Source organism: Pseudomonas sp. C7.1, from assembly GCF_056312395.1.
Window position 1 is genome coordinate 2834411 of the sequence record NZ_JBWDTL010000003.1, and the last position, 24463, is coordinate 2858873.

17 protein-coding genes are annotated in these 24463 nt (G+C 60.2%); 6 read left to right on the plus strand and 11 right to left on the minus strand.

Going from position 1 to position 24463, the window contains the following annotated elements; genetic code table 11:
• Positions 1-173 precede the first annotated feature (173 nt).
• Complete coding sequence (locus tag AC0T4W_RS16740) at positions 174-659, minus strand: FKBP-type peptidyl-prolyl cis-trans isomerase (RefSeq protein WP_476320871.1); 486 nt, start codon at positions 657-659, stop codon at positions 174-176.
• On the opposite strand from AC0T4W_RS16740, the gene AC0T4W_RS16745 reads away from it, so the two are divergent.
• The 4 genes from AC0T4W_RS16745 to AC0T4W_RS16760 all read left to right on the plus strand — a co-directional run bounded on the left by AC0T4W_RS16745 (position 628) and on the right by AC0T4W_RS16760 (position 5489).
• A complete protein-coding gene (locus AC0T4W_RS16745) occupies positions 628-999 on the plus strand; it encodes a DUF3565 domain-containing protein (RefSeq protein ID WP_476320873.1) in 372 nt (123 codons plus the stop codon). The two genes, AC0T4W_RS16740 and AC0T4W_RS16745, sit on opposite strands and share 32 nt — an antisense overlap.
• The gene (locus tag AC0T4W_RS16750; RefSeq protein WP_476320875.1) at positions 1000-2187 is read left to right on the plus strand and encodes an acetate kinase; all 1188 of its coding nucleotides are present in this window, start codon (positions 1000-1002) and stop codon (positions 2185-2187) included.
• 97 nt (positions 2188-2284) lie between these two features.
• Positions 2285-4378, plus strand: coding sequence for a phosphate acetyltransferase (gene pta, locus AC0T4W_RS16755; protein WP_476320877.1), 2094 nt, complete (start codon positions 2285-2287; stop codon positions 4376-4378).
• Between the two features lie 205 nt (positions 4379-4583).
• Positions 4584-5489 (plus strand): acyltransferase, encoded by a 906-nt coding sequence (locus tag AC0T4W_RS16760; RefSeq protein WP_476320879.1) that lies wholly within the window; start codon positions 4584-4586, stop codon positions 5487-5489.
• 88 nt (positions 5490-5577) lie between these two features.
• On the opposite strand, the gene AC0T4W_RS16765 is transcribed toward AC0T4W_RS16760, so the two are convergent.
• The 5 genes from AC0T4W_RS16765 to AC0T4W_RS16785 form a co-directional block, all read right to left on the minus strand.
• Positions 5578-7728, minus strand: a complete 2151-nt coding sequence (locus AC0T4W_RS16765; protein ID WP_476320881.1) for an EAL domain-containing response regulator — start codon at positions 7726-7728, stop codon at positions 5578-5580.
• 72 nt (positions 7729-7800) lie between these two features.
• Positions 7801-11571: a response regulator gene (locus tag AC0T4W_RS16770; RefSeq protein ID WP_476320883.1), complete on the minus strand. Its 3771-nt coding sequence runs from the start codon at positions 11569-11571 to the stop codon at positions 7801-7803.
• Between the two features lie 171 nt (positions 11572-11742).
• Entirely contained in the window at positions 11743-12399 is a 657-nt protein-coding gene (locus AC0T4W_RS16775) for a YiaD family glycine zipper/OmpA-like lipoprotein (RefSeq protein ID WP_476320885.1), read from the minus strand.
• A gap of 110 nt (positions 12400-12509) precedes the next feature.
• On the minus strand, positions 12510-13157 hold the full coding sequence (locus AC0T4W_RS16780; RefSeq protein ID WP_476320887.1) for an MBL fold metallo-hydrolase: 648 nt from the start codon (positions 13155-13157) through the stop codon (positions 12510-12512).
• Positions 13158-13159: 2 nt separating this feature from the next.
• A complete protein-coding gene (locus AC0T4W_RS16785) occupies positions 13160-14179 on the minus strand; it encodes an AraC family transcriptional regulator (RefSeq protein ID WP_476320889.1) in 1020 nt (339 codons plus the stop codon).
• 397 nt (positions 14180-14576) lie between these two features.
• On the opposite strand from AC0T4W_RS16785, the gene AC0T4W_RS16790 reads away from it, so the two are divergent.
• Positions 14577-15416, plus strand: a complete 840-nt coding sequence (locus AC0T4W_RS16790) for a metal-dependent hydrolase (RefSeq protein WP_476320891.1) — start codon at positions 14577-14579, stop codon at positions 15414-15416.
• A 102-nt stretch (positions 15417-15518) separates the two neighbouring features.
• Here AC0T4W_RS16790 and AC0T4W_RS16795 read toward each other — a convergent pair whose 3' ends face one another.
• Entirely contained in the window at positions 15519-16460 is a 942-nt protein-coding gene (locus AC0T4W_RS16795) for an alpha/beta fold hydrolase (RefSeq protein ID WP_476320893.1), read from the minus strand.
• 84 nt (positions 16461-16544) lie between these two features.
• A complete protein-coding gene (locus AC0T4W_RS16800) occupies positions 16545-17219 on the minus strand; it encodes a TetR/AcrR family transcriptional regulator (protein ID WP_476320895.1) in 675 nt (224 codons plus the stop codon).
• A gap of 87 nt (positions 17220-17306) precedes the next feature.
• Here AC0T4W_RS16800 and AC0T4W_RS16805 point away from each other — a divergent pair, with 87 nt between their 5' ends.
• Positions 17307-18173, plus strand: a complete 867-nt coding sequence (locus AC0T4W_RS16805) for a hypothetical protein (protein ID WP_476323735.1) — start codon at positions 17307-17309, stop codon at positions 18171-18173.
• On the opposite strand, the gene AC0T4W_RS16810 is transcribed toward AC0T4W_RS16805, so the two are convergent.
• From AC0T4W_RS16810 to AC0T4W_RS16820, 3 genes are all read right to left on the minus strand, one after another.
• The gene (locus tag AC0T4W_RS16810) at positions 18162-20885 is read right to left on the minus strand and encodes a winged helix-turn-helix domain-containing protein (RefSeq protein ID WP_476320897.1); all 2724 of its coding nucleotides are present in this window, start codon (positions 20883-20885) and stop codon (positions 18162-18164) included. The genes AC0T4W_RS16805 and AC0T4W_RS16810 overlap by 12 nt on opposite strands.
• Positions 20886-21164: 279 nt before the next feature.
• On the minus strand, positions 21165-22532 hold the full coding sequence (locus tag AC0T4W_RS16815) for a DUF1329 domain-containing protein (protein ID WP_476320899.1): 1368 nt from the start codon (positions 22530-22532) through the stop codon (positions 21165-21167).
• 31 nt (positions 22533-22563) lie between these two features.
• Complete coding sequence (locus tag AC0T4W_RS16820; protein WP_476320901.1) at positions 22564-24354, minus strand: DUF1302 domain-containing protein; 1791 nt, start codon at positions 24352-24354, stop codon at positions 22564-22566.
• Between the last annotated feature and the right edge of the window lie 109 nt (positions 24355-24463).

A 24463-nucleotide genomic window follows, 5' to 3' on the forward strand; every position in this document is an offset into this window, starting at 1 on the left:
CGGGAGCCATTTTTAACGTCGCACCGCGACGGCCCGCAGGGTGACCGCCAAGGATGGCGGGTCATAAAAAAAGCGCCTATCTGAAGGCGCCTTTCTTCTGTTGCAGCTTAGCAGTCGAGCCAGCGGTTGATACGACCATAAGTCGACTCGCGGCTACGACATAAGGCTAAACCTTAATGATGATGACCACCTTCGCCATGAATATGCCCATGAGCGACTTCTTCTTCGCTGGCATCACGCACGCTGACAACTTTGACCTTGAAGTGCAGGCGCTGGCCAGCCAGTGGGTGGTTGCCGTCAACGATCACGTCGTCGCCTTCCAGTTCGCGGATGGTGACGATCTGCATGCCGCCGTCTGGGCCGGAGGCGTGGAACTGCATGCCGACTTCCAGCTCATCAACGCCTTCGAACATCGAACGGTTGAGGGTGGCTACCAGCTCAGCGCTGTATTCGCCGTAGGCATCTTCCGGTTCAACTGCAACTTCCAGCTCGTCGCCAACTTGCTTGCCCAGCAGGGCTTTTTCCAGGCCGCCGATGATGTTGCCGGCACCGTGCAGATAAGCCAGCGGCGCGCCGCCTGCGGAACTGTCGATCACCTCACCGGCATCGTTAGTCAGGGTATAGTCGATGGAGACGGCCTTATTGGCGGCGATCAGCATGGGGCGAGACCTTTTGCTTGGAAATAAAGAGCGGGCAAGTTTACCCAAGGGCACGCGCGAAAGCGAACCTGACACAGACGGACGGCCAAACGCAGCAGCAGTGCGCGTGCTTGATTTCCGTCAGGATGAGCACGACGATTGGCTGGCAGTATTGTCCTGCGGCCATACTCAACACCTGCGCCACCAGCCGCCCTGGCAGAATCGCGCCTGGGTGCTGGATGCGCAGCAGCGCCAGGCGCAGCTGGGCGAGCCTTTCATCTGCGGCTGGTGCGCGACCGAAAACGACGCACGCGAGGCGGTAACACAGCGCCCGAACCAAGATTTGAACAAGGAGCGGTAAATGCCCGCACGCAATATTCTGGTGATCAACTGCGGCAGTTCATCGATCAAGTTTGCCCTGATCAACGAAGCGCAAGACGCCTTTATCCTCAGCGGCCTGGCCGAACGCCTGGGCAGCCCGGATGCGCAAGTTCACTGGCAACAGGGCGACAGCAAAGACAGCCTGATTCTGCCCCATGCCGATCACCGCGCCGCCCTCGCTCAGGTACTGCCCCTGGTGCAGGCAGCTGCGGGCGGCCAGTTGCATGGCATCGGTCACCGCGTGGTGCATGGCGGCGAGCACTTCACCGCAGCCTGTCGCCTGGATGCACTGAGCCTCGCCGCGATTCGCACCACCGCGCCGCTTGCACCGCTGCATAACCCGGCCAACCTGCTGGGTATCGAAGCGGCTATTAAGCTATTTCCCAGCCTGACCCAAGTAGCGGTGTTCGATACCGCCTTTCACCAGACCCTGCCCGAACACGCCTACCGCTACGCCCTGCCCGACCACCTGTACCGTGAGCACGGCGTGCGTCGGTATGGCTTTCATGGCACCAGCCACCGTTTTGTCAGCCAGCGCGCTGCGCAAATGGCCGGGCTGCAAGTGAATGCCAGCAGCTGGCTGGTGGCGCATCTGGGCAACGGTTGCTCGACCTGCGCCATCGTCGATGGCCAGAGCCGCGACACCAGCATGGGCCTGACGCCGCTGGAAGGCGTGGTGATGGGCACACGCAGCGGCGATGTCGACCCCAACCTGCATAGCCATCTGGCACGCACCTTGGGCTGGAGCCTGGAACAGATCGACGCGATGCTCAATAAAGACAGCGGCCTGCTGGGCCTTTCAGGCGTGTCCAACGACATGCGCACCCTGGAGCAGGCCCGCGAAGAGGGTCATACCGGCGCCACCCTGGCCATCGAGGTGTTCTGCTATCGCCTGGCAAAATCCCTAGCAGCCATGAGCTGCGCCCTGCCGCAACTCGATGGACTGATCTTTACCGGCGGCATCGGCGAGAACTCGGCGCTGATTCGCAGCAAGACCGTTGCCCACCTAAGATTGCTTAATCTGGCCCTCGACGAGCAGGCTAACGCCCGCACCATGCGCGGCGCGGCCGGGCCGATCCAGGCCCTGGGCCACCCGCGTGTGCTGGTCGTGCCGACCAATGAAGAACGACAAATAGCCCTCGACACCCTGGCGCTACTCGAAGCCTGAGCTGCGGCGCAGGGGCGACGCACCAGCCTCATGCCCACGACAGAGGCCAACAACATTTCGCGGGCATGGCCCGCTCCTACGACACAAAGGAAGCACCATGCACACCTTCTTTATTGCCCCCACCGGTTTCGGTGTCGGCCTTACCTCAATCAGCCTGGGCCTGGTCGGCGCTCTGGAGCGCTCCGGCCTCAAGGTCGGTTTCTTCAAGCCCATCGCCCAGCCGCATCAGGGCGATATGGGCCCGGAACGCTCCAGTGAATTAATCGCCCGCACCCACGGCCTGCACTCACCCAAACCGCTGGCCCTGACGCATGTCGAGCGCATGCTCGGCGACGGCCAGCTGGATGAGCTGCTGGAAGAAATCATCAGCCTCTATCAGCAAGCGGCCGAAGGCAAAGACGTGGTAATCGTCGAGGGCATGGTGCCGACACGCCAGGCCAGCTATGCCGCGCGGGTCAACTTCCACCTGGCCAAGAGCGTGGATGCCGAAGTAATTCTGGTCTCCGCACCGGAGCAGGAAAGCCTCAGCGAACTGAGCGACCGGGTGGAGATCCAGGCACAGCTGTTCGGCGGACCGAAAGACGAGAAAATGCTCGGCGTCATCCTCAACAAAGTGCGCAGTGACGATGGCATCGAAGCCTTCGCCAATCGCCTGAAAGAACACTCGCCGCTACTCAAGGGCAATGACTTCCGCCTGCTCGGCTGCATCCCCTGGCAAGACGAGCTGAACGCCCCGCGCACCCGCGACATCGCCGACCTGCTCGGCGCGCGGGTGCTCAATGCCGGTGATTACGAACAGCGGCGCATGCTGAAGATCGTGCTCTGCGCCCGCGCCGTGGCCAACACCGTGCAACTGCTCAAGCCCGGCACCTTGGTGGTTACGCCGGGGGACCGCGACGACATCATTCTCGCCGCCAGCCTGGCTGCGATGAATGGCATGCCGTTGGCAGGTCTGCTGCTGTGCAGCGACTTCGCCCCCGATCCACGGATCATGGAACTATGCCGTGGCGCGCTGCAGGGCGGCTTGCCGGTGATGACGGTGAGTACTGGCTCCTACGACACCGCGACCAATCTCAATCGCTTGAACAAGGAAATCCCGGTCGACGACAAAGAGCGTGCTGAAACGGTCGCCGACTTCGTCGCCAGCCATATTGACCACGAGTGGTTGTTCGCCCGCTGCGGCACGCCGCGCGAACTGCGCATGTCGCCGCCAGCGTTCCGCTATCAGTTGGTGCAACGCGCCAAGGCAGCCAACAAGCGCATCGTTTTGCCGGAAGGCAGCGAACCACGCACCGTGCAAGCAGCCGCCATCTGCCAGGCACGCGGTATCGCCCGTTGTGTACTGCTGGCCAAGCCGGAGGATGTTCACGCAGTGGCCCACGCCCACGGCATCGAACTGCCGGAAGGGCTGGAAATCCTCGACCCAGACCTGATCCGCGAGCGTTATGTCGAGCCCATGGTCGAGCTGCGCAAAGGCAAAGGGCTGAACGCGCCGATGGCAGCCGCGCAACTGGAAGACACCGTGGTGCTGGGCACCATGATGCTCGCCCTGGATGAAGTCGACGGCCTCGTATCCGGGGCAATCAACACCACGGCCAACACCATCCGCCCGGCGCTGCAACTGATCAAGACTGCACCCGGCTACAAGCTGGTGTCGTCAGTGTTCTTTATGTTGCTGCCCGACCAGGTGCTGGTGTACGGCGACTGTGCAGTAAACCCCGACCCGACAGCGGTGGAGCTGGCAGAAATCGCCATACAAAGCGCGGCCTCGGCCAGCGCCTTCGGCATCATCCCGCGGGTGGCGATGCTCAGCTACTCAACCGGCGACTCCGGTAGCGGTGAAGAAGTAGAGAAAGTACGCGAGGCCACGCGCCTGGCCAAGGCCCTGGCCCCGCAGCTGCTGCTCGACGGCCCGCTGCAATATGACGCGGCTGCAATTGAAAGCGTCGGCCGGCAGAAGGCACCCGGTAGCCCGGTCGCAGGCCGCGCCACGGTGTTTATCTTCCCCGATCTGAACACCGGCAACACCACCTACAAGGCGGTACAACGCAGCGCCGATTGCGTCAGCGTCGGGCCGATGCTGCAGGGCTTGCGCAAGCCGGTGAATGACCTGTCGCGCGGCGCGCTGGTCGATGACATCGTCTTCACCATTGCCCTGACTGCGATCCAGGCCGCCAATCTGCCCGAGTAAGCCGCGCCTGAAAGGCCGGACTAAACCGGCCTGACGCAACAAATAGCAGCAAAAGGTGGCGATCAACGGCGATCACCCGCATTTCGAGGGGTTGCAGTTCGGTGCGCAGGCGTTAACCTGTGCGCCGACCGATCTGTGGTGGAAAACCACAGGCATAAGTAAATAAGTCGGGGCCTACGCCCTTTTTCTAGAGGCACCTGTCCCCATGCTGCATTTTCTACCTGCTCCATTACGCGGTCTGATTGCCGGCCTGCTGCTCGCCGTGAATACCCTTATCTGCTGCTGGCCGCTATTTATCGGGGCCCTGCTGAAATTTCTGCTGCCCATTCCCAAGGTGCAGCGCGCGCTGCGCTCGGCCATGCATGCGACTGCTGAGTTCTGGATTTCCGCCAACAAATTCTGGATGCACTTGGTGGGCAAAACCGAGTGGAATGTCGAAGGGCTCAAGGGCTTCGATATGCAGCACTCTTACATGGTGACCAGCAACCACCAGAGTTGGGTGGATATCCTGGTGCTGCAATACCAGCTCAACCGGCGCATTCCCTTTCTCAAGTTCTTCCTCAAGCAGGAGCTGATCTGGGTACCGGTGATTGGCCTGTGCTGGTGGGCGCTGGAGTTCCCCTTTATGAAGCGCTTCAGCAAGGAATACCTGGCCAAACACCCGGAAAAGCGCGGTGAAGATCTGGCCACCACGCGCAAGGCCTGCGAGCGCTACAAAACCAACCCGGTGTCGGTGTTCAACTTCCTCGAAGGTACGCGCCTGTCGCCAGCCAAACACGCGCAGCAGCAATCACCCTTTAAGCACCTGCTCAAGCCCAAAGCCGGCGGCATTGCCTTTGTCTTGGATGCCATGGGCGAACAGCTGCACAGCCTGGTCAACGTCACCATTCACTACCCGCAGGGCATTCCGGGGTTCTGGGACCTGTTGTGCGGGCGAATCGAGCAGGTGGTGGTGCGTTTCGATGAGCTGCAGATTCCCAAGGAATTTATCGGCGGCAACTACGATCAGGACGAAGCCTATCGCCTGCAGTTTCAGCAGTGGGTCAACCAGCTGTGGCTGGACAAGGATGCGCAGCTTGACGAGCTGAAGGCGCGTTATCCTGCGCGCTAAATCGCTACATTGCTTGGGCAGGAGCCGCTTGTTGGCGATCAGCAGGGCAAAAGCATCGCCAGCAAGCTGGCTCCTACAGTCTGTCACCCTATTCGGCGGGCTTTTCATTGCGCACAGGCAGGTTTTGCCAATCCACTCGCGCGGGGAAAGTCTTCACCTCCTCGGCGCTCAGCCCCGGCGCGACCAGAAAGCCTTGCATGATTGCGCAGTTATGCGCGGCCAACCAATCGCGCTGGGCCATGGTTTCCACGCCCTCGGCGACCACGTCCAACCCCAGGTGACGGCCCAGGTCGATGATGGTGCTGACCACCGCCGCATCGCGCGGCGAGTCGAGCATATTGGAGATAAACAAGCGGTCGATCTTCAGCGTATCCAGTTCGAAATGGCGCAGGTAGGCCAGCGAGGAGTAACCGGTGCCAAAATCATCAATGGCGATTTTTACACCCAGCTTGCGCAGCTGGCGCAACTGCTCCTGGCTGGTTTCCAGGTTCTGCATCAGTGCGCTTTCGGTAACTTCCACTTCCAGCTGCTGAGGGTTCAACTGGTGCGCTTCGAGCACCCGACGCAAGTCATCAACCAGCTGCGGCATGCCGAACTGCACCGGGCTGACATTCAGGCTGAGCACCAATTCGTTGCCGTATTGCTGGCTCAGCTGTTGGCATTTCTCGATGCCAGCCTGAAAGATCCAGCTGCCCAGGCGATTGATCAGGCGAGTCTCTTCCAGCAGCGGAATAAACACCCCCGGCGCCACGGTGCCGGCAACCCGGTGCTGCCAGCGCAGCAGGGCCTCGAAGCCACGCAGGCGCCCGCTTTCCAGGTAGATCTGCGGCTGATAGACCAGCACGAAGTCATCATTCTCGATGGCACTACGCAGGCTTTCCTCCAGCATCAGTCGTGAGCGCGCACGGCCATTCATTTCCGGAGAGAAAAAGCGGTATTGCTGGCGACCGGTGCGCTTGGCCTCGTACATGGCCATGTCTGCGGCACGCAGCAAGCCTTCCACGGTTTGTCCACATTCAGGGAAGCAGGCAATGCCTACGCTCGCACCCAGAGTCACCTCAATGCCGCCGAGGTTATGCCGCACCGACACCTGCTCTATCAGCTTTTCGGCGATGCGCGCGGCGTCCTCCGGGTGCTCCAGGCTGTCGAGCAAGACGGTGAATTCATCGCCGCCAATTCGCGCCAGGCTGTCATAGGGGCGCAGGCTGGCCTTGAGCTGTTCGCCGACCAGTTCGAGCAAGCGGTCGCCAATATCGTGGCCGAGTGAGTCATTGATGCGTTTGAAATCATCCAGGTCGAGATAGAGCACGGCCATACGCTGGCCGCTGCGATTGATCCGTGACAGTGACGACTCCAGCGCCTGATAAAAACCACGGCGGTTGAGCAGGCCCGTGAGGGCATCGGTAATCGCCTGCGACTCCAATTGCTTGTGCAAATGACGCACCACCGACATATCCAGCGCCATGACCACCATCGCGTGCTGCAAGCGCGGTAAGGGTGAACAGGACAGCGCCACCGGCACCTGCCCGCCGTTCAGGGTGCGCAAATTGGCGTCATGCAGGCGATAGGCCTCGCCGCGCCGCCACTGCAGGTAAAACTCGGACAGACGCCAGTCGCTGGTCACTTGCGGGCTGACCAGGTAGGAGAGCATTTCACTGCCTTGCAGATCGCTGATCGAGCCTTCAAGCATGCGCGCCATGGCCGGGTTGGCAAAATTGATCCGGCCATCCTCACCCACCACCATGATGCCTTCGGCGGCGTTATCCAGTACCGAGGCGTTGAACGCCCGCGCCGTATCCAGTTGCTGAGTCAGCTGCAGCAGCTCGCTGCGACTGCGCTCATGTTCGAGCAGGGCATGAATCTTGTGGCGCAATACGCTGGGATCGAAGGGTTTGAGCATAAAGTCCACCGCGCCGGTGGCGTAGCCTTTGATGACCGAATCCTGGGTTTGCGCAATGGCGGAGATAAAAATGATCGGGGTGTAGCGCGTACGCGGGTTACCGCGCATCAACCGAGCGACTTCGAAGCCATCCATGCGTGGCATCTGCACATCCAGCAGCACCAGACCAACGTTCTCTTCAAGCAGGCACTGCAGGGCGGCCTCGCCGGAGTCAACACAACGCAGTTTCCAGTCGCCTTCTTCCAGCAGGGCTTGCATGGCCTCCAGATTTTCCGGACGGTCATCTACCACCAGCAGAGTCTGCGTAATGGCGGCGACCGTTAACTGCACGTGTGCCATATGTCCTCCCTGTATCCCTGGCGAGCGTCTTGCGACTCCTGCTGCGGTTCAGGTTAGCAGGCCGCAGCAAAACTATTGCGGCGGTGCGGCGGATACCTCAAATGAGCCTACAAGCGGATCGACAGTGGCCAGCCAGCGCACCAGCAGCTCCAGCAAGGCCTCGCGGCTGACCGGTTTGGCCAGGTAGTCATCGGCGCCAGCAGTGATGCATTTCTCCCGGTCGCCTTTCATCGCATGAGCGGTCAGGGCGATGATCGGAATGCTGCAGCTGTGTTCGGTTTTGAGCAGTCGCGTAGCGGTGTAGCCGTCCATAGTCGGCATGGCCATGTCCATCAGAATCAGGTCAAACGGCTCGCGCTCATAACAGTTGATGGCTTCCTGACCGTCCTTGGCCGAACTGACGATCAGCCCCACCTCGTCGAGCAAGGCGGTCAGGGCATAAACATTGCGCACGTCATCATCCACCAGCAGCACGCGCCGTCCTTCCAGCGGATTTCCCGCCCTGAGGCTTCCCACCCGTGAGGGGGCGCACACACTGCCGAGAAAGCCCTGCACCGCTTCACTCAGCCCCTGCATGTCCTCACCGTGCTTGTGCACCACCACCGCGCTGAAACGGCGCAAGCGTTGCAAGGCATGGCGGGTGATATCGACACCGGTATTAACGACCACCCGCATGCCATTGAGTGGACGCTGTCGGTTGAGTGCGTCCAACAGTTCAAAGCCGTCCTGATCGGGTAGATCCAGATCAATCACCAATGCGTTGAACATTCCGTTTGCGTAGGCCTGCTGCGCTTCTTCGGCGCATGAGCAGGCCTGTACATCAAAGCCCAGTTGCTGCAGATGCTCACGGTAATGTTCGCGCTCAACCTCAACATCCTCGACCAACAGCAGGCGCTGCGCCGGCGACTGATCAAGCTGTTGCAGGTCGATAAACACCTGTTCCAGGTCCGTGCGCTGGATCGGTTTGACCAGGTAGCGCATGCCGTCATCATTCCAGTCCGCCGGTTGCGGTACGCAGGAAATGATATGCACTGGTGTGCTGCGGTGGCTGGCCTGGCCGCGCAGGTGACGAAACAGCTGCCAACCGCTGATATCCGGCAGCAGAATATCCAGGATCACCGCACTGAACCGCTCACGTTGCAGCAGGTTGAGCGCCTGTACCCCAGAGCGGCAATGCACGCTGGCAAAGCCGCGGGCATGCGCTTCGTCGACCAATACTGCGGCAAAATTCACATCATCTTCGACAATCAGCACCGCTGGGCCTTCACCGCTGCGCGTCGGCGCATCTGTTGCCGGCAACTCCTGCGTTTCTTGCGCCTCTTGCGCCACCACTCGCACCGGCAGGCGCACGGTAAAGCAGGAGCCTTCACCCGGCACACTTTCCAGGCTGATCTCACCGTCCATCGCCAGTACCAACTGACGGGTAATGGCCAGCCCCAACCCGGTGCCACCAAAGCGCCGGCTGGTGGAACCATCGATCTGCTGGAAGGCTTGGAAAATCTGCTCATGCTGCTCGGCAGGGATGCCAATACCGCTGTCGCGCACACTGAAGTTGAGCAGCTCATGGCCCTCCTCCGGCTCGCCACTGGCGCAGGATACGGTCAGGCTGACCTCGCCCTGCTCGGTAAATTTCAGAGCATTGGAGAGCAGGTTGCGCAGGATCTGCTGCAGGCGGATGCGGTCACTGTGAATCACTCGCGGCACCCCGGCCTCCAGCTGGGTATGTAGGCGCAGGCTCTTGATCTCGGCCATTGGCCGCAAGCTGGCATCCAGCTCGACCAGAACATCCTGCATGTTTAAGGGTTCGAGCTTGAGCTGCATACGCCCGGACTCGACCTTGGCCAGATCCAGCACATCGTTGATCAACTGCAACAAATCACTGCCGGCGCGGTGCACGATATCGGCATGTTTGGCCTGCTTCTCGGTCAGGTTGCCGGCGCTATTCAGGCGCAGTTGGTCACTGAGAATCAGGATGCTGTTGAGCGGCGTGCGCAGCTCATGGGACATGTTGGCGAGAAATTCCGACTTGTAGCGATTGGCCAGAATCAGCTGCTCAGCCTGATCACGCAGACGCTGCTCGGCGGCCTTACGCTCGCTGATATCAATGATCACCGCCTGCACCAGGGCATCTTCACCGCCACGGATCGGCGACAGATTTACCTCCAGCGGAATCAACCTGCCGTCGCGGTGCTGACCAAACAGCTCGCGATCACTGCCCATGCGTCGCGGCTCGGGGTCGGCCTGGTAGCCCGCGCGCATCGGCACATGGCTGGCACGCAGAGCGTTAGGTAGCAAAATTTCCACGGGTTGTGAGAGCAACGCTTCACGGCCATAACCAAACAGCTGCTCGGTCTGGCGGTTGACCATGGCGATACAACCTTGGTTGTCGACCAGCACAATGGCATTGGGTGACGCTTCAACCACCAGACGAAAACGCTCTTCAGCCCCCTTACGGGCGCGCAGATCAATCAGGTTGATCAGGTAGTTGACCCCGCCGGAGTCGCCCAGCACGCTCAGACTCAGCGCTACTGGCACCTCTTCACCGAGATCGCGACGCGCCTGGTATTCATTGACCAACTCAGCACTGTCGTGATCGATGGCCAGCGCGCTTAACTGCTCAACAGTCGGCAAAAAACGCTTAACCCGCTCGCCAACCAAGACATCGGGCGCCGAATCAAGCAGGTCGGCGGCACTGCGGTTAGCCATTTCGATACGACCTTGAGCGTTGCACAGCAAGGTCGCCACCGGCAGCCGCTCGACCAACAGACGGAAACGCTCCTCACGTTCACGCAATTTATCGGTGGCCAGGTGGTTGGCGTGCAGCTCGCGCTCGCGCAAATACAGGTAACCGCCAACCAGCAAAGCCAGCAACGCCGCTGCTACCAAGGCGATCCACAGGCTGAGACCGCCACCGCTGGATAAGGCCGACTCATAGGCCGCCGTGCTGGTCACTTGCAGCACCCAGTTGCGGCCATACAACGGCAACGCCAGCACATGTTGAAAGCGTGGTTGCCGGGCAGCGTCCTGCTCCTCGGCGATTAACAAGGGAGCCTGCAATACCTGCTGATCGTTGATCACCACATCAAAGCGCTGACTCTGCGCGCCGAGAATACCTTCCATCAACTCATGGCTGCGGAACGCACCATGTACCACGCCAAGCAAGGCGGCGCGGCGCTCTTCGACCGTACTCTGCGGCATACCCGGTTGATATACCGGCAAGAACAACAGCACACCGCCCTGCACATTGGACTCGGTTTCCTGGCGCAAGGTAACCGGCGCACTGAGGATCGCCTGGCCACTGCCTATCGCCTGCTCAACCGCCGTGCGCCGTACGGCCTCGCTAAGCATGTCGTAACCCAGCACCCGGCGATTGCGCCAATCTAACGGCGTGATGTAGTCAATCAACAGGTAATGTTCACGCGGCCCTGCTGGGAACGGCCGATAGCCACTTCGCCCCTCGCTCTGTTGGCCAGCCAGGTATGCACCAAGCTGTTCTGCTTGCAGATAACGCGACCACGCCAGAGCCATGATGCCCGGATAGCGGTCCTGCAACTGCAACTGATCAAGGGCGCGATCCCACTCAGCCTGGGACACATAATCACTGCCGGTCATCAACCCTGAGACACCACGCAGAACCATTTCATAGGCCTGCATGCGGCTCATCACCCGCTGGCCTATGTCCTGCGCCTCCAGCTTGAAGCGCTGCTGACTCTGCTCGCGTTCACGCTGCTCAAAGCCCTGCCACTGCCAGACGATCAGTGATCCCAGGCCGATCGACAACGCCAAGGTCACCCACAACGGTAGCCAGGATTTACGCGAAGTAGAAACATGCCTGTCGTCCATGATCTCTCCAGTTTTCGTCCATGTCTGGCGCGGGCGGCGCGCCGAGGCGGCAGGGTTGTTGGAACCACTGCCAGCAGTCTAGTCACGATTGAATGGGTGGCCGAGTCTAAATAGCAGACATAAAAAAGCCGCGCATCCGGACGAATGCACGGCTTTTATAGAGTGCGGCGGTTACAGCGGACGCAGGTTAATTTCCACCCGGCGGTTCTGTGCGCGGCCTGATTCATTGGCATTGCTGGCAATCGGTTGGTTTGGGCCCTCGCCGTAAGACGAAACGCGCGAAGCCGCAATGCCATTGGCGCTTAGGTAAGAGGCGACGCTCTGGGCGCGGCGATTGGACAGGTTTTGGTTCAACTCCAGCGAGCCCGTGCTGTCGGTATGGCCGACGATATCCACACCGTTCTTGTCGAACTCCTTGAACACCGTGACCAGGGAATTAAGGGTTGGATAAAAGCTGCTGGAGATATCCGCCGAATTGCTGGCGAAGGTGATATTGCCCGGCATGATCAACTTCAGTTCATCACCATTGCGCTGCACCTGTACGCCAGTACCTTGTAGGGTCTGGCGCAGCTTGGCTTCTTGGGTGTCGACGTAATAGCCGTAACCACCACCAGCCGCACCCCCCACTGCCGCACCGATCAAGGCACCTTTGGCGCGATCCTTCTTGCTGGACGTGGCCGCACCAATCACCGCACCGGTTACTGCGCCGACACCGCCGTAGATACCCGCTTTGCCCGCCTCACGTTCACCGGTATAGGGGTTGGTGGTACAGCCGGCGAGTACGCCAAGACCGAGGGTAACAACAGCCAGATTTCGCCACAGCTTCATGCGTACTTCCTTTGAATATTGGATCGGGACAGGTTCACACCTGAGTTTTCGAGCCCGATACCTGGTTAAAGTTCATTTTCAGGGGTGATTGAGTGGGAGGCTCGCCCGAACTATGCCCGAACAAACGGGTTATCGCGCATCTCATCGCCAAGCCGCGTATCGGCGCCATGGCCGGTAACGACCACAGCGTCCTCATCCAGGCAGTAGAGACGCTGCTTGATCGAGCGCTCAATGGTCGGGTAATCGCCACCCCACAGGTCGGTACGGCCTATACCGCGCTTAAACAGGGTGTCGCCGGCAATCAGCAGCTTGTCCTGGGGGAACCAGAAGCTCATTGAGCCGGGGGTATGCCCCGGCGTATGCAGGGCCACTCCGCAGCCGCAAGCCAGCTCTTCATCGTCGGCCAGCCACTGGTCCGGGGCCGGCACCGGGGTGTAGGGCACGCCGAACATGCGGCACTGCATTTCCAGGTTGTCCCAGAGGAACTGATCCTCCTTATGCAGGTGCAGGGTCGCGCCGGTTTTCTCCTTCATCTGCCCGGAGGCCAGGAAGTGATCCAGATGAGCGTGCGTATGAATGATGCTCACCACTTTGAGGTCATGAGCCTCCAGACGCGCCATGATCAAATCGGGATTGCCTCCCGGATCGACAACGATGGCCTTCTTGGTCAGCGGGTCACCAATAATCGTGCAGTTGCACTGCAAAGGCCCGACAGGGAAGGTTTCGCGGATCAGGGTCGGGGTTGCGGCAGAACTCATGGTTATTCCTCGGCGCGGTAATCGCTGGGCAGTTTACCTGTCCATTTCTTGAACGCACGGCGAAAATTCGATGGGTCGCTGAAGCCCAGCAGGTAGGCGATTTCATACAGCGGAAGGTGGGTGGTGGTGAGGTATTGCAGGGCCAGGCTCTTGCGCACTTCATCGAGCACTTGCTGATAGCTGGTGCCCATGTGCGACAGGTGCCGGCGCAGGCTGCGACCACTGGTGTGCAGCGCCTCGGCCGCGCTGGCCAGGTTGGGGAAGTCGCCAGGGCGGGTCAGCAGTAAACGGCGTACACGGGTCAACAGGCCGTCCTGCACATCCAGGCTCACCAGCAGGGCCTCACATTGCTGCTCGCACATCTGCACCGTAGCCGGGTTGGCCAGGGCCATTGGCCGGTCCAGGTAGGTGGTTGGCATGCTCAGGCGGTGATAGGGCTGATCAAATGCCACTGGCGCGCCAAACAGCCGCTCGTAGCGCTCGGCGTAGTGTGGCGCGGCATGAGCAAAGCCCACGTCTACTTCCTCTAAGCGCTCCCCCACCAGAAATCGCACAATGGTGTGGCAACTGGTCAGCAAACCTTCAGCGGCGAAACGGCTGAGCGGACCCAGTGGCATGGTTTCACTGGCGCGCAGCTCAATCCGAGCGCCCAGTTCGACTATTTCCAGCTCGTAGGTCAAGCCGAGCACCCGGTAGTACTTGAGGGCGAACTGGATAGCCTTACCGAGGTTGGCGCTGGATAGCACCGCATAGCCGAGGATGCCGTGGGTCGAAACATTCAGCCGCTGGCCGAGCAGCAGGCCCAGCGCCGGCTCATCACACAGACGCAAGGCGCTGCTGGTGAGTTGAGTGAAATCAATAAAGGACAAACGCCCTTGAGGGTTGCCCAGCACTTCGGGCCGCACCCGCGCCTCAGCAAACAACTGCGCGCGCGGCACGCCCAGCTCCTCGACCAGGTCGAGCAAGGCGGCGGCGTAGGCAACGGGAACCAGTTCGGCAGAGAAATTCAATGATGGCCTCATGGGCTTCTTATTATCTGGCCTGATATGACCACCGACAGCGACGATAACCTTGTTCGACAAAACTCGACAAGGGCATCCGGTACTACCGCGCCTGATCAGTCGGCCTGCGCAGTTGGGGCGAAGACTTTAGCCATACTCAGAACTTGATCAACCGATCACCACAACCGAAGGTTGGGCGCATGCGTGCCCTGCCGCAGCGGGTGTCTGTTACACCCCACCAAGCGCTCTAACATGCGCACTGTTAGTACACCCGCCGCACTGACAAGCCACAATATTTGGCCCAGCCGAGCACTATTGGCCATAAATGACCTCGATATTGGCTGTTGTGAACCTTTGCCGAAGCGCTTGGCGAATCCATAGTGAAACCACGCTTCAGTCACAGACTCAGGGAGTCCGCATGGTCAGCACTACCCCGGAAGGTTTGCAGATTCGTCCACGGCATATGGATTTCGATTTCCCCAATCCTTTGCCGCGTCACTGGCACAGCGGCGATGCCTTCAAAAGCCATCTGTTTGATGCCATGTCGGTGCTGTTCCCCGATGGCGAACGCTTCTTTATCGATTCGGTGCGGCACTTCCGCGACCAGATAGATGACCCGGTGCTGAAGGAGCAGATACGTGGCTTTATCGGCCAGGAGGGCCACCACAGCCGCGAACACTTGGAATACAGCAACCGCCTGCGCGACCTGGGTTACAACATTACCCGCATCGAGAAACGCGCTCAGGCGCGGATTCGCTACACCCAGAAGAAGTTCTCACCACAACGGCAACTGGCCGCCACCGCAGCGCTGGAACATATCACCGCGATCATGGCTGACGGTCTGCTCAAGGACCCGAAATACCTGAAAGGCGCGCACCCGACTATGGTGCGCCTGTGGCGCTGGCATGCACTGGAGGAAACCGAGCACAAAGCGGTGGCCTTCGACGTCTACAACCAGGTCTGCGGCAGCCGCAAACTGCTGCGCCGAGCGATGATTATGGGCACCTTCTTCTTTGTGCTCGATACCACGCGCGGCCTAACGCATATGCTCAAGCAGGACGGCCTGCTGTGGAACTGGCGCGTATGGCGCGATGGCATTCAATGGATGTGGGGTAAGGAAGGCGTGTTCCGCCCGCTGATCAGCACCTACCGCGATTTTTTTAAACCCAACTTCCACCCTTGGCAGCACAACAACCTAGAGCTGCTCTACCAGACCCGCTGCGAGTTCGACCTGCCAGCGCAAAACCAAGCTGCTTAAACCTGGCGCTGAGCCAAAACGACAAGGGAGCCTGCGGGCTCCCTTTTTATGCACATCGACTTAACCGATAGCGACGACTGCCAGCGCCGCTCTCGGACGCTTTCAGCCCTGCAGAAAACGCAGAGCATCCGCCGCGCTCTGCTGCGGGATTTCCTCCATGGGGATATGCCCAACACCCGAATAGGTTTTTACCTGGATGCCCGGCAGATCACGCTGCCACAGCGGCACGTGTTTGGGCGAAATCCAGCGATCGCGCTCGCCCCACAGCAACAGGGTGGGCGCCTGAATCTGCACGACCCGCGCTGACGTGCCATACAGTTCTTCTTTATTGACCTTGAGCAGCACACGGAAGATATCCATCATCGCCCGGCGATTGCCCGGCCGCCGCGTCAGGTCGTTGTAGCGGTCCACCACACCCGGTTTGATCCGCGCCGGCTCGCCGTAAACCTCCTTGATGCCCTGGGCGATCAGTGCACGCGGCATCCACAGCGGCATGGCCACGGTGGCACCGGGCAAGGCAGCGGCGGCAATCATCCACGGCACCTTGTGCATGTGGTAGCCGGCCGGGTCGATCAGCACCAGTTTCTCCACCCGCTGCGGCTGCGCCAGGGCGAAGTTCCAGGCGATATAACCGCCCAGGGAGTTACCAACAATCGACGCTTTGTTCACACCCAGGTAGTCGAGCAACAGGCCAAACACCTTGATCATTCGCTCGGCGGAATACACGCCATCGCGGGCCGGGCCGGTGAGGCCAAAACCCGGTACATCGAAACGGATAACCCGGTAATCGGCAGCAAAGGCCGGGAGCCAGTCGTCCCAGGTGTGCAGCGAGGCCACCACGCCGTGGATCAGCACCAGCACCGGTTTGTCCCGACTGCCTTCATCACGGTAGTGCAGGTTAAAGCCGTCGAGCTCGACGTAGCGCGAGCCATTGGCGGCATTGCCATAGCGCGCTTTGAGGCGCTCCAGCGGCAAGGCACCAAAGCCAAGGCGGGCAAAACCGGCCGCCAGCGGGGGCATCAGCGGAAGACTGGAAGCAGACATGCAGGCACCTCTAGAGTGTTGTTATGGGGTAGACGCATCTGCCCTATCAAAGCACGTCCACCCAGAGCTGACGCCTAACCTAGGTTAGGTTGGCGCAGGACACAGCGAGGCGATCAGCAGCTCGCTGAGCACACGCTTGGCTTGCTCGATCTCGGCGCGGCTGGCGGCGCGGCCGAGCAGTTCCAGCGATGCGGCTTCCATGGCCCAGATCAGCGCGCGGTAGGTTAGCGGGTCGGCCGCCTGGGTAGCGCCATGCAGACGCTCGGCCAGCAGCCGCGCCATCTCGGTATGGGCACGTTGACGGTGCGCGGCCAGGGGTGAATCAGCACGCAGGGCTTCTTCCTGCATCAGACGAATAATCGGCCCGACCGCCAGGTGATAGTCGAAATACCGCCCGACCATGCCCTGCAACCAGGCCTGCGGGCTGCCGGCCAGACTCTGCATCTCACTGAAGCGCGACAGCAGTAGGGACACCGCCGTCTGATAGATGCCTTCGAGCACCTGCATCTTATTCTCGAAGTATTTATAGAAGGTACGCCGCGACACATTGGCCGCCGCCAGCAGGTCATTCACCGTGGTGTCCGCCAGGCCCTTGCGGGCAAATACCGGAATCGCCGCCAGCTGAATATTGGTACGCTGCAGATGGCCAATCAGCGGCCCGTCACCGTCCAGCTCCTGTTGCTGGGCCACCGCGCCGTAACCGCCGAGATCTTCAAACACCGCACGCACAGCACCGAGTTCTGCCAAGGTTTGCTGCATTGCACTTTTCCCAACCAAGGCGCGGGTGACGCGAGCCGCCAAGCTGGTTACGCTGAGCCACGCCATCGCCGCAGGATTATTGTTGTGCTGAACACGCTAACACGCCGCCTTTGCCTGCCGCTGGCCATCCTTTTGCTGGTTCTGCTGTCACCCGTGCAGGCCGCCGAGCTGTTCTATCTCGGGCAGAAGATTCCGGACATCCACAAACCTTGGAACAGTGCCGACTACCAGCAACTGCTGGAGGCGTTGAACAAGGTCGACAGCGCCCAGCTCAACGCCCTGCCCCGGCGCAGCGGCGAGTTCACCGGGCCGATTTACCAGCGCATGGTCAGCGAGGAAAATTTCCGCCCCCAGCTGAATATCTACGCACCGCTGGAGCTGCGACAGAACGAGGCCCGCGAAGCACTGTTTCGTCTCAAGGAGCTGATGCGCCTGTATTTCGATTTTCGCGCCGTGCAGCAGCCCTATGCCGCCGAGGCGCTGGGGCTGATGAGTTACTCGCTGCGCCAGCAGGCAGTGCTGTTCACCCTGACCACTGAATTCTGGATGACCCTCTCGCAAACCGAGCAAAGTAACCCGGTGCGCTTACAGGGCCTGCATGAAACCAAGGCAGCGGCAGCCATGCTCACCTCCAGCGCACTCGACTACCTGGGCCTGACCAAACAGTTTGGCCGTGAAGAACTGGTGCTCTACAGCGCCGAACTGAGCAAGCAACTGCCCGAGCTGTTTATCCATTTAAGCGGGGATGTGCGCGAAACCTTGCTGCAGCGCGTCGAGCAGCTTGCCCAGCAGCATGCCTATGCAGCAGTGCAGGCCACTATGCGCGAGTTGCAACCGGTGTTGCTGAGCATCCAGCAGGATGTGCAAGCCAAACTCGCGGCAGCTGCAGCGCAACCGAGCAAAGCGCCTACGCGCAGCCTCGACCTGTCGGTGCCGGCGGAGTCAGCACAATAGGCCGAGACTCTTGGCCCGCGCTACGGCCTGGGTGCGCCGCCCGACACCCAGTTTGCTGTTGATATGCCGGGCGTGGGTCTTCACGGTGTGCAGGGAGATAAACAGGTTGTCGCTGATCTCCTGGTTGGAGCAGCCCTGGGCGATTAGCTGCAGCACCGACAACTCGCGCGAGCTGAGTGCATCGACTACACCGGTATAGTCGTCCTGACTAACAGCTGGTGCGGCCTGCGGCAGGTGCTGGCGCAAGGCTTCAATCAAAGGACTCGCCTCCTGCCCCAACAACTGCTCGCGCAGCCACTCCGGCTGCTGGCTTAGCAACCCATGAAATGGCAGCAACCCACCACCAGCGGCAGCCTGCAAGGCACTGCGCAACTGCTGCTGCGCCTCACGCTCACGCCCGGCGTCGCGCAGCAAGGCCGTCAGCTGCATCTGCGCTATCACCCCCAGCAATTGGCCACCGGCGGTCTGTGCCAGCTGAGTTAGCCCGCGCAAACGCCGCTCGGCTTGATCATTCTCGCCCAGCAGACGTTCGTAAGTGGCCAGGTGCAATTGGATATGCAACGGCAATTGCGGGTGGAACTCCGGGGCCGCTGCGGCCTGCTCACCACCATAGGCATCGAGCAGACGACTCAGCCAGACACCCGCCAGTTCGGTCTGCCCCTGACGCAGCCACAGCTCACATTTGGTCAGGGTAATCATCGCCAGGTAGTAGATCGGCGGAATATCCCAGATATGCATCAGGCGCTCGGCTTCGGCCAACTGGGCAAAAGCCTCGGGCAGGTTGCCGCTGCGCCCCTCCAGGCTGGCCAGCACGCAATAACCGATCAGCACGCTGATATCGCGGCAGCTGCGCGCCTCGGCAATCCCGGCCAACAGACGTTGCCGCGCCTGCTGCGGCTGCAAACGCAAACTCAGCAAATAGCCTTCATACAGGGTCAGCCGCCCGCGTGCGGCGTACTGCCGTTGTGCCGGCAGACTGGCCAAACGCTGCTGACCCTGACGCACCTCATCCAATGCGCGCAGCACTTCACCACGGGCCTGCAGCACCCGCGCCCGATCATAATGGGCCAGGGCCTCAAACAGCGGATTGCCGACTCGTTGCGCCAACTCCAGTGCCTCACGGTTCAACCCGCGAGCACGCCACAGATCACCGTGGACGATAGCTAGGTTGGCCAGGCTGGAGAGGCACATCAGGCGCTGACCATAACGATTCAGTGGCAGGCAGCTCAGCGCCTCGCTGCAATAAGCCTGCGCCTTGGGGCTGTCGCCGCGGCCACGGGCAATCACCCCACTCAGGGCCAGCCATTGGGCCAGCAGAGCTTCCTGCTCGCTGCGCTCACGCGCCGGTAGAAAGCGTCCGAGCTGGGCAAGAAGCTCCTCGGCAGCATCCAGCTGACAGGCCAGCGCCAGCGCCCAGCCATACAGCAGAATCAGGCGCGGCGTACTGGTAAGCAAGCTGTCCGGCAAGTCCATCTTCCAGCGCAGCAAAGTGGCGACGTTCTGTTCGGCCAGCAGTTGCTCCTCGGAAAGGTTTTGCACCAGGTTGGCCGCCACATCCGGCTGACCGGCGCGCAACGCCTGCTCGATGGCCTCATCCAGCAGCCCTTCAGCGCTGAACCAACGACATGCGCGCAAATGCAGACCTGAGGTTGGCTGCGGACGACTGCGCAGCAAGTCGGAAAACAGATGGTGATAACGAAACCATTTGCCCTGCTCGTCCAGCGGCACCAGAAACACCTGATGCGCCTGCAGATGACGGAGAATCGCGGCGCTGTCATAGGCATCGCGCAGAGCATCGCACAGCTCGGCGCAAAAGCGTTCCTGGCTGGCTGTCTCGTAGAGAAAAGCCTGCACCTCGGCGGGCTGGCGCTCGATTACCTCTTCCAGCAGGTAGTCATGAATCAACCCATCAGCACCATGGACCGGCGTCGGTAGCGCCGTGGATTCCTGCACCTCACTGGCGGCCAGCGACCACAGCCGCAAGCCCGCCACCCAGCCTTCGCTGCGCTGCAGCAAAGCAGCCAGCGCCTCGGCCGACAACACAGCGCCCTGCAACGCAAGCAACTCGGTGCTTTCCGTATCAGTCAGACGCAAGTCTTGCTCATGCAACTCCAGCAGCTGACGGGACAAACGCAGACGCGCCAGGTGCCAGTCCGGGCGCTGGCGACTGGTCACCAACATCACCAGGCCGAGCGGCAAGTGGCTTAAAAAGAACTGCAGGCAGCGGTCGAGCACCGCCCCCTGGGCCAGGTGGTAGTCATCCAGCACCAGCAGCAGCGGCTGCTGAGGATCGAGACGCAACGCCAGCTCATCGAGCAGACCATCGAGCCACTCTTCAAAGGCAAACGGCTGATGCCGTTGACGCAAACGCAGCACCCCCAGCGCCTCCTGCCCAACGCCTGGGAAAAACTGCTGCAAGCCGCTAAGCAATCGCTCAAGAAAGCGGCCGGGGTCGCTGTCGCGCGAACTCAAGCCCAGCCACAGGCTTTGCCACTGCTCAGGCAGATGCTCGCAGAACTCGATGGCCAATGAACTTTTACCAAAACCTGCCGGTGCACTGACCAGCAGCAAGCGCCCTGCCAAGCCACCCAGCAGGCGCTCACACAACACCGGTCGCGGTACGTAACTGGCCGGTAACGGTGGTCGATAGAAATGCCCGCCCAGTACGTTGGGCGCGGCAACCAAGCCAGAAATGCGGGACAGATCAGTCATCAGCCAGTTTCTTGTAGTCGTCAGGCAGAGGCACTACCAGTGACCCGCAGACTAGCCTCTTGATGCGCGCATTTGAAGCCCTCGTGTCCATCAGGTAGCACACTGCAATGATTGTTTATCGGCCTGCTGCATGTTCACTGACCTTGCGCCCCCATAAAAAATGGTCGAGAGCCATTTTTAACGTCACGCAGCGATGGCCCGAAGAGTGGCCGCCATGGATGGCTGGCCATAAAAAAACCGGCCCTTGTGGGCCGGCTCTTTATGCAGCATTACTCAGGTTTAGCGCACGCCTGCCTGGCGCAGGGCCGCTGGGGTGTAATCGCTTTCCTTCGCAGGGTAGTCGAACTCGTAAGCACTCTTCTCTTCGTTCTTCATACCCAGAGCCAGATAACGACCGGACAGCAGGTCATACAGGGTCTCTACGCTGTACCACGGCACTTGCTTGTCGTAGTAGTACTGCGCATGGGCTTCGGCTACGCGCCACAGGGTACCGCGACCGTCGTAGTGGTCGATCTGCGCAGCTTGCCAGGTATCTTCGTCGATGAAGAAGTCACGCTTGGCATAGATATGACGCTCGCCCGACTTCAGGGTTGCAGTCACATGCCATACGCGGTGCAGCTCGTAACGGGTCAGGTCCTGGTTGATATGGCCAGCCTTGATGATCTGGTCATACTTCAACTTCGGCGAGTCCAGACGGTAGCTGTTGTAAGGAATGTAGATTTCCTTCTTACCGTTGAGCTTCCACTCGTAACGATCAGGTGCACCGTTGTACATGTCAAAGTTATCGGACGTACGCAGACCATCAGCGGCCGTACCTGGACCGTCATAGGACACCTGCGGTGCACGACGCACGCGACGCTGACCTGCGTTATACAGCCACGCCAGACGCGGCTCTTTCACCTGGTTGAGGGTTTCGTGTACCAGCAGCACGTTACCCGCCAGACGCGACGGAGCAGTTACCCGTTGCTTGAAGTAGAACAGTACGTTGCTTGGCTTGCTGGTATCGGCATCCTTCAGCGCACCACGGAAGGTGAACTCGTCCTGGAAGTAAACCATGCTGTAGGAGCCGTTCGGCTGCGGAGTCGCCTGGGTGACCAGACGCTTCACACTGCCACCGCGATAACGGGTGATGTGGTTCCAGATCGCTTCCAGGCCGTCCTTGGGAATCGGGAACGGAATGGCCTGTTCGAAGTTCTCTAGACCATTACCACCCTCGACCATCTTGGTGTTGACGGCGTTGTTCTTTGCAGCAGCCAGAATAAAGTCCGGCATGCTGGCCGTACGATGAGTAGCGAACACCGGCATTTTGTAGCTTTCTGGATAACGTTTGAACAGCGCCAGTTGACCAGGGGTCAGCTTGTCTTTGTACTGATCAACGTTTTGCGCGGTGATGGTGAACAGCGGCTGCTCGCTCGGGAACGGGTCCGAAAGGAAGCCTGCAGCATCCGCAGTACCGGCGTTGGCTGGCAGACCGCCAGTCCAGGCAGGGATCGAACCATCCGCATTACCCGCCATTTGCGCACCGACTGGCGTCAGCGTAGTACCCAACTTGGCAGCCTCATCCGGCGATACCGCCGCCATCACACCGCTCGCAAGCAGCGAGAGTGTCAGGGCGCCAGTTTTCAGCAGACTTTTTGTTGTTTTCATAGTCATAGTCGTCCTCAAAAATCTCGTCCGCTTAGAAGTTCACGCCAAAGCTGAGCGCAACGAAGTCGCGGTCAACGTTGGTGTTGTATTCCCCACCGAAGAAATCGGTGTAGGAAAGGCTGGCGGTATAGGTGTTCTGGTACTCGGTATCCAAGCCCAGGCTGATGGCCTTGTTACCTTCGTTGAAGGTTGGACCGTAACCATCGACGTCATGGGACCAAGCAATACTAGGGCGCAGATTGACACCGGCAAACACATCCGGGTAATCCCAGATGGCGCGAGCGCGGTAACCCCAGGACGTATTGGTGTAGAAGCCCTTGTTATTGCATTCGTCCGGGTTGACCGGGTTAGCAATGCCGGTACACAGGGTATTGGTCGGGAACTCACCGGCACCGAACTCAGGCGCACGACCGAAGCGCAGCTCGTTCTTACCCAGGTTGCTGACATGCGAATAGCCAACCTCGCCCACCAAGGTCAGGCGCGAAGCCCCCATAACCTGATCGACGAACTGAGTAACGGTAACCTGCGCCTGGGTCAGCGGCTTGCGCACATAACCTTTCAGCTCTTCACCCGAACCAAAGGCCGCGTGGCCGCTGGTGTAGATCGGCAGGTTGGCGGGCACTCCCAGAGCCTGCGCCAAGCCGCCCTGAGCAACAGCTCCGAGAGTCAGGTCAGTGGTATTGATCTGCATCGGCATATTCGGCCGATAACTCAGCTCACCGGCAACCGAGGCGGCGCCCACGGTGGTGGAGAAGCTGACGCCGTGCAGGCGAATATCTTCCGGGTACTCCAGGTAGTACTTGGCAAACATTTCGCCAGTACTCGGATTTTCCACAGAGTCCGGCAACAGAAACACGCTTTGACCGGCGGTGTAGGACAGGCTCGGCGTACGGCTGTGGTAGTTCATGGTGTAGAAGCCGAACTCGGTGTCCAGCTCCTGCGAGAACCAGCGCAAGGCAATACCGTACTGGCCGCTATCGCGCGCATCGCGGTCGCCGGAACGACCTACATAACGATAGCCCGGGCTGCCAGGGCCACCTGCGTCGCTACCAGCAACGGCCAGGCGATCGGTACAGCCATCGGCCAGCACATCAAGAGCGAAGAAGGTACCGCAGTTGTCGACGATAGTCTGATCCCACTCGAGCTGATAGAACACCTCGGCGGAAAGGTTATCGGTCAAGCTCTGGGCCACGTAGAACATATTGACCGGGATCAGGCCTTCCTTGATCTCGGCACCCGGACGGCGGAAAGACGCCACGTCGACAGGGTTGATCGAGTTGATCGAATTCAGAATAAAGGTGCTTTCACCCCAGCTCACAACCTGGCGGCCGGCGCGGACCGAGCCTGGCAGATCGCCAATCGAGTAGTTGTGATAAATAAAGGCATCAAGGATCTGCGCGCCGGACGACTGTGCGCCTTCCTTGCGGTTGCTGTCGCTGATGTCGTACAGCTGACGGCTTTCGTCCTTCAGCTCAAAGTCGTACCAGTACTTGCCACGGACGAAGACACCGGTATCGCCGTACTTCAGCTCGAGGTCATGAATACCCTTGAAGATCTTCGAGAAGGTCTCGCCGCGCTTGAAATTCTGACGACCATCGTCGCCGGTTTGTGAGGAGGCCTGACCACCGTTACGGCTACCGACCAGGTCCGGATCAGCGCTGCGCACCGACCAACTGGCACCGACAGACATAGACGAGTCAAGCTGACCTTCGATTTCACCAATATTAAAAGTAACGCCGAACGCGGGAGCGGCGAGGGTGGATGCGAGGCTGACGGCCAGCGGCAGTTTTGCCAGGCGCCAGGTTTGTTTTGTTTTTGTCATCGACGCTACTCCATGTGTTTTTTGTTATGGATGGTGCGGACTATAGCCAGCGGGTACTTCTGCTTGATCCCTCTAAAGTGTGATTTGCAGCCCCCAGGCACTCTGGCTC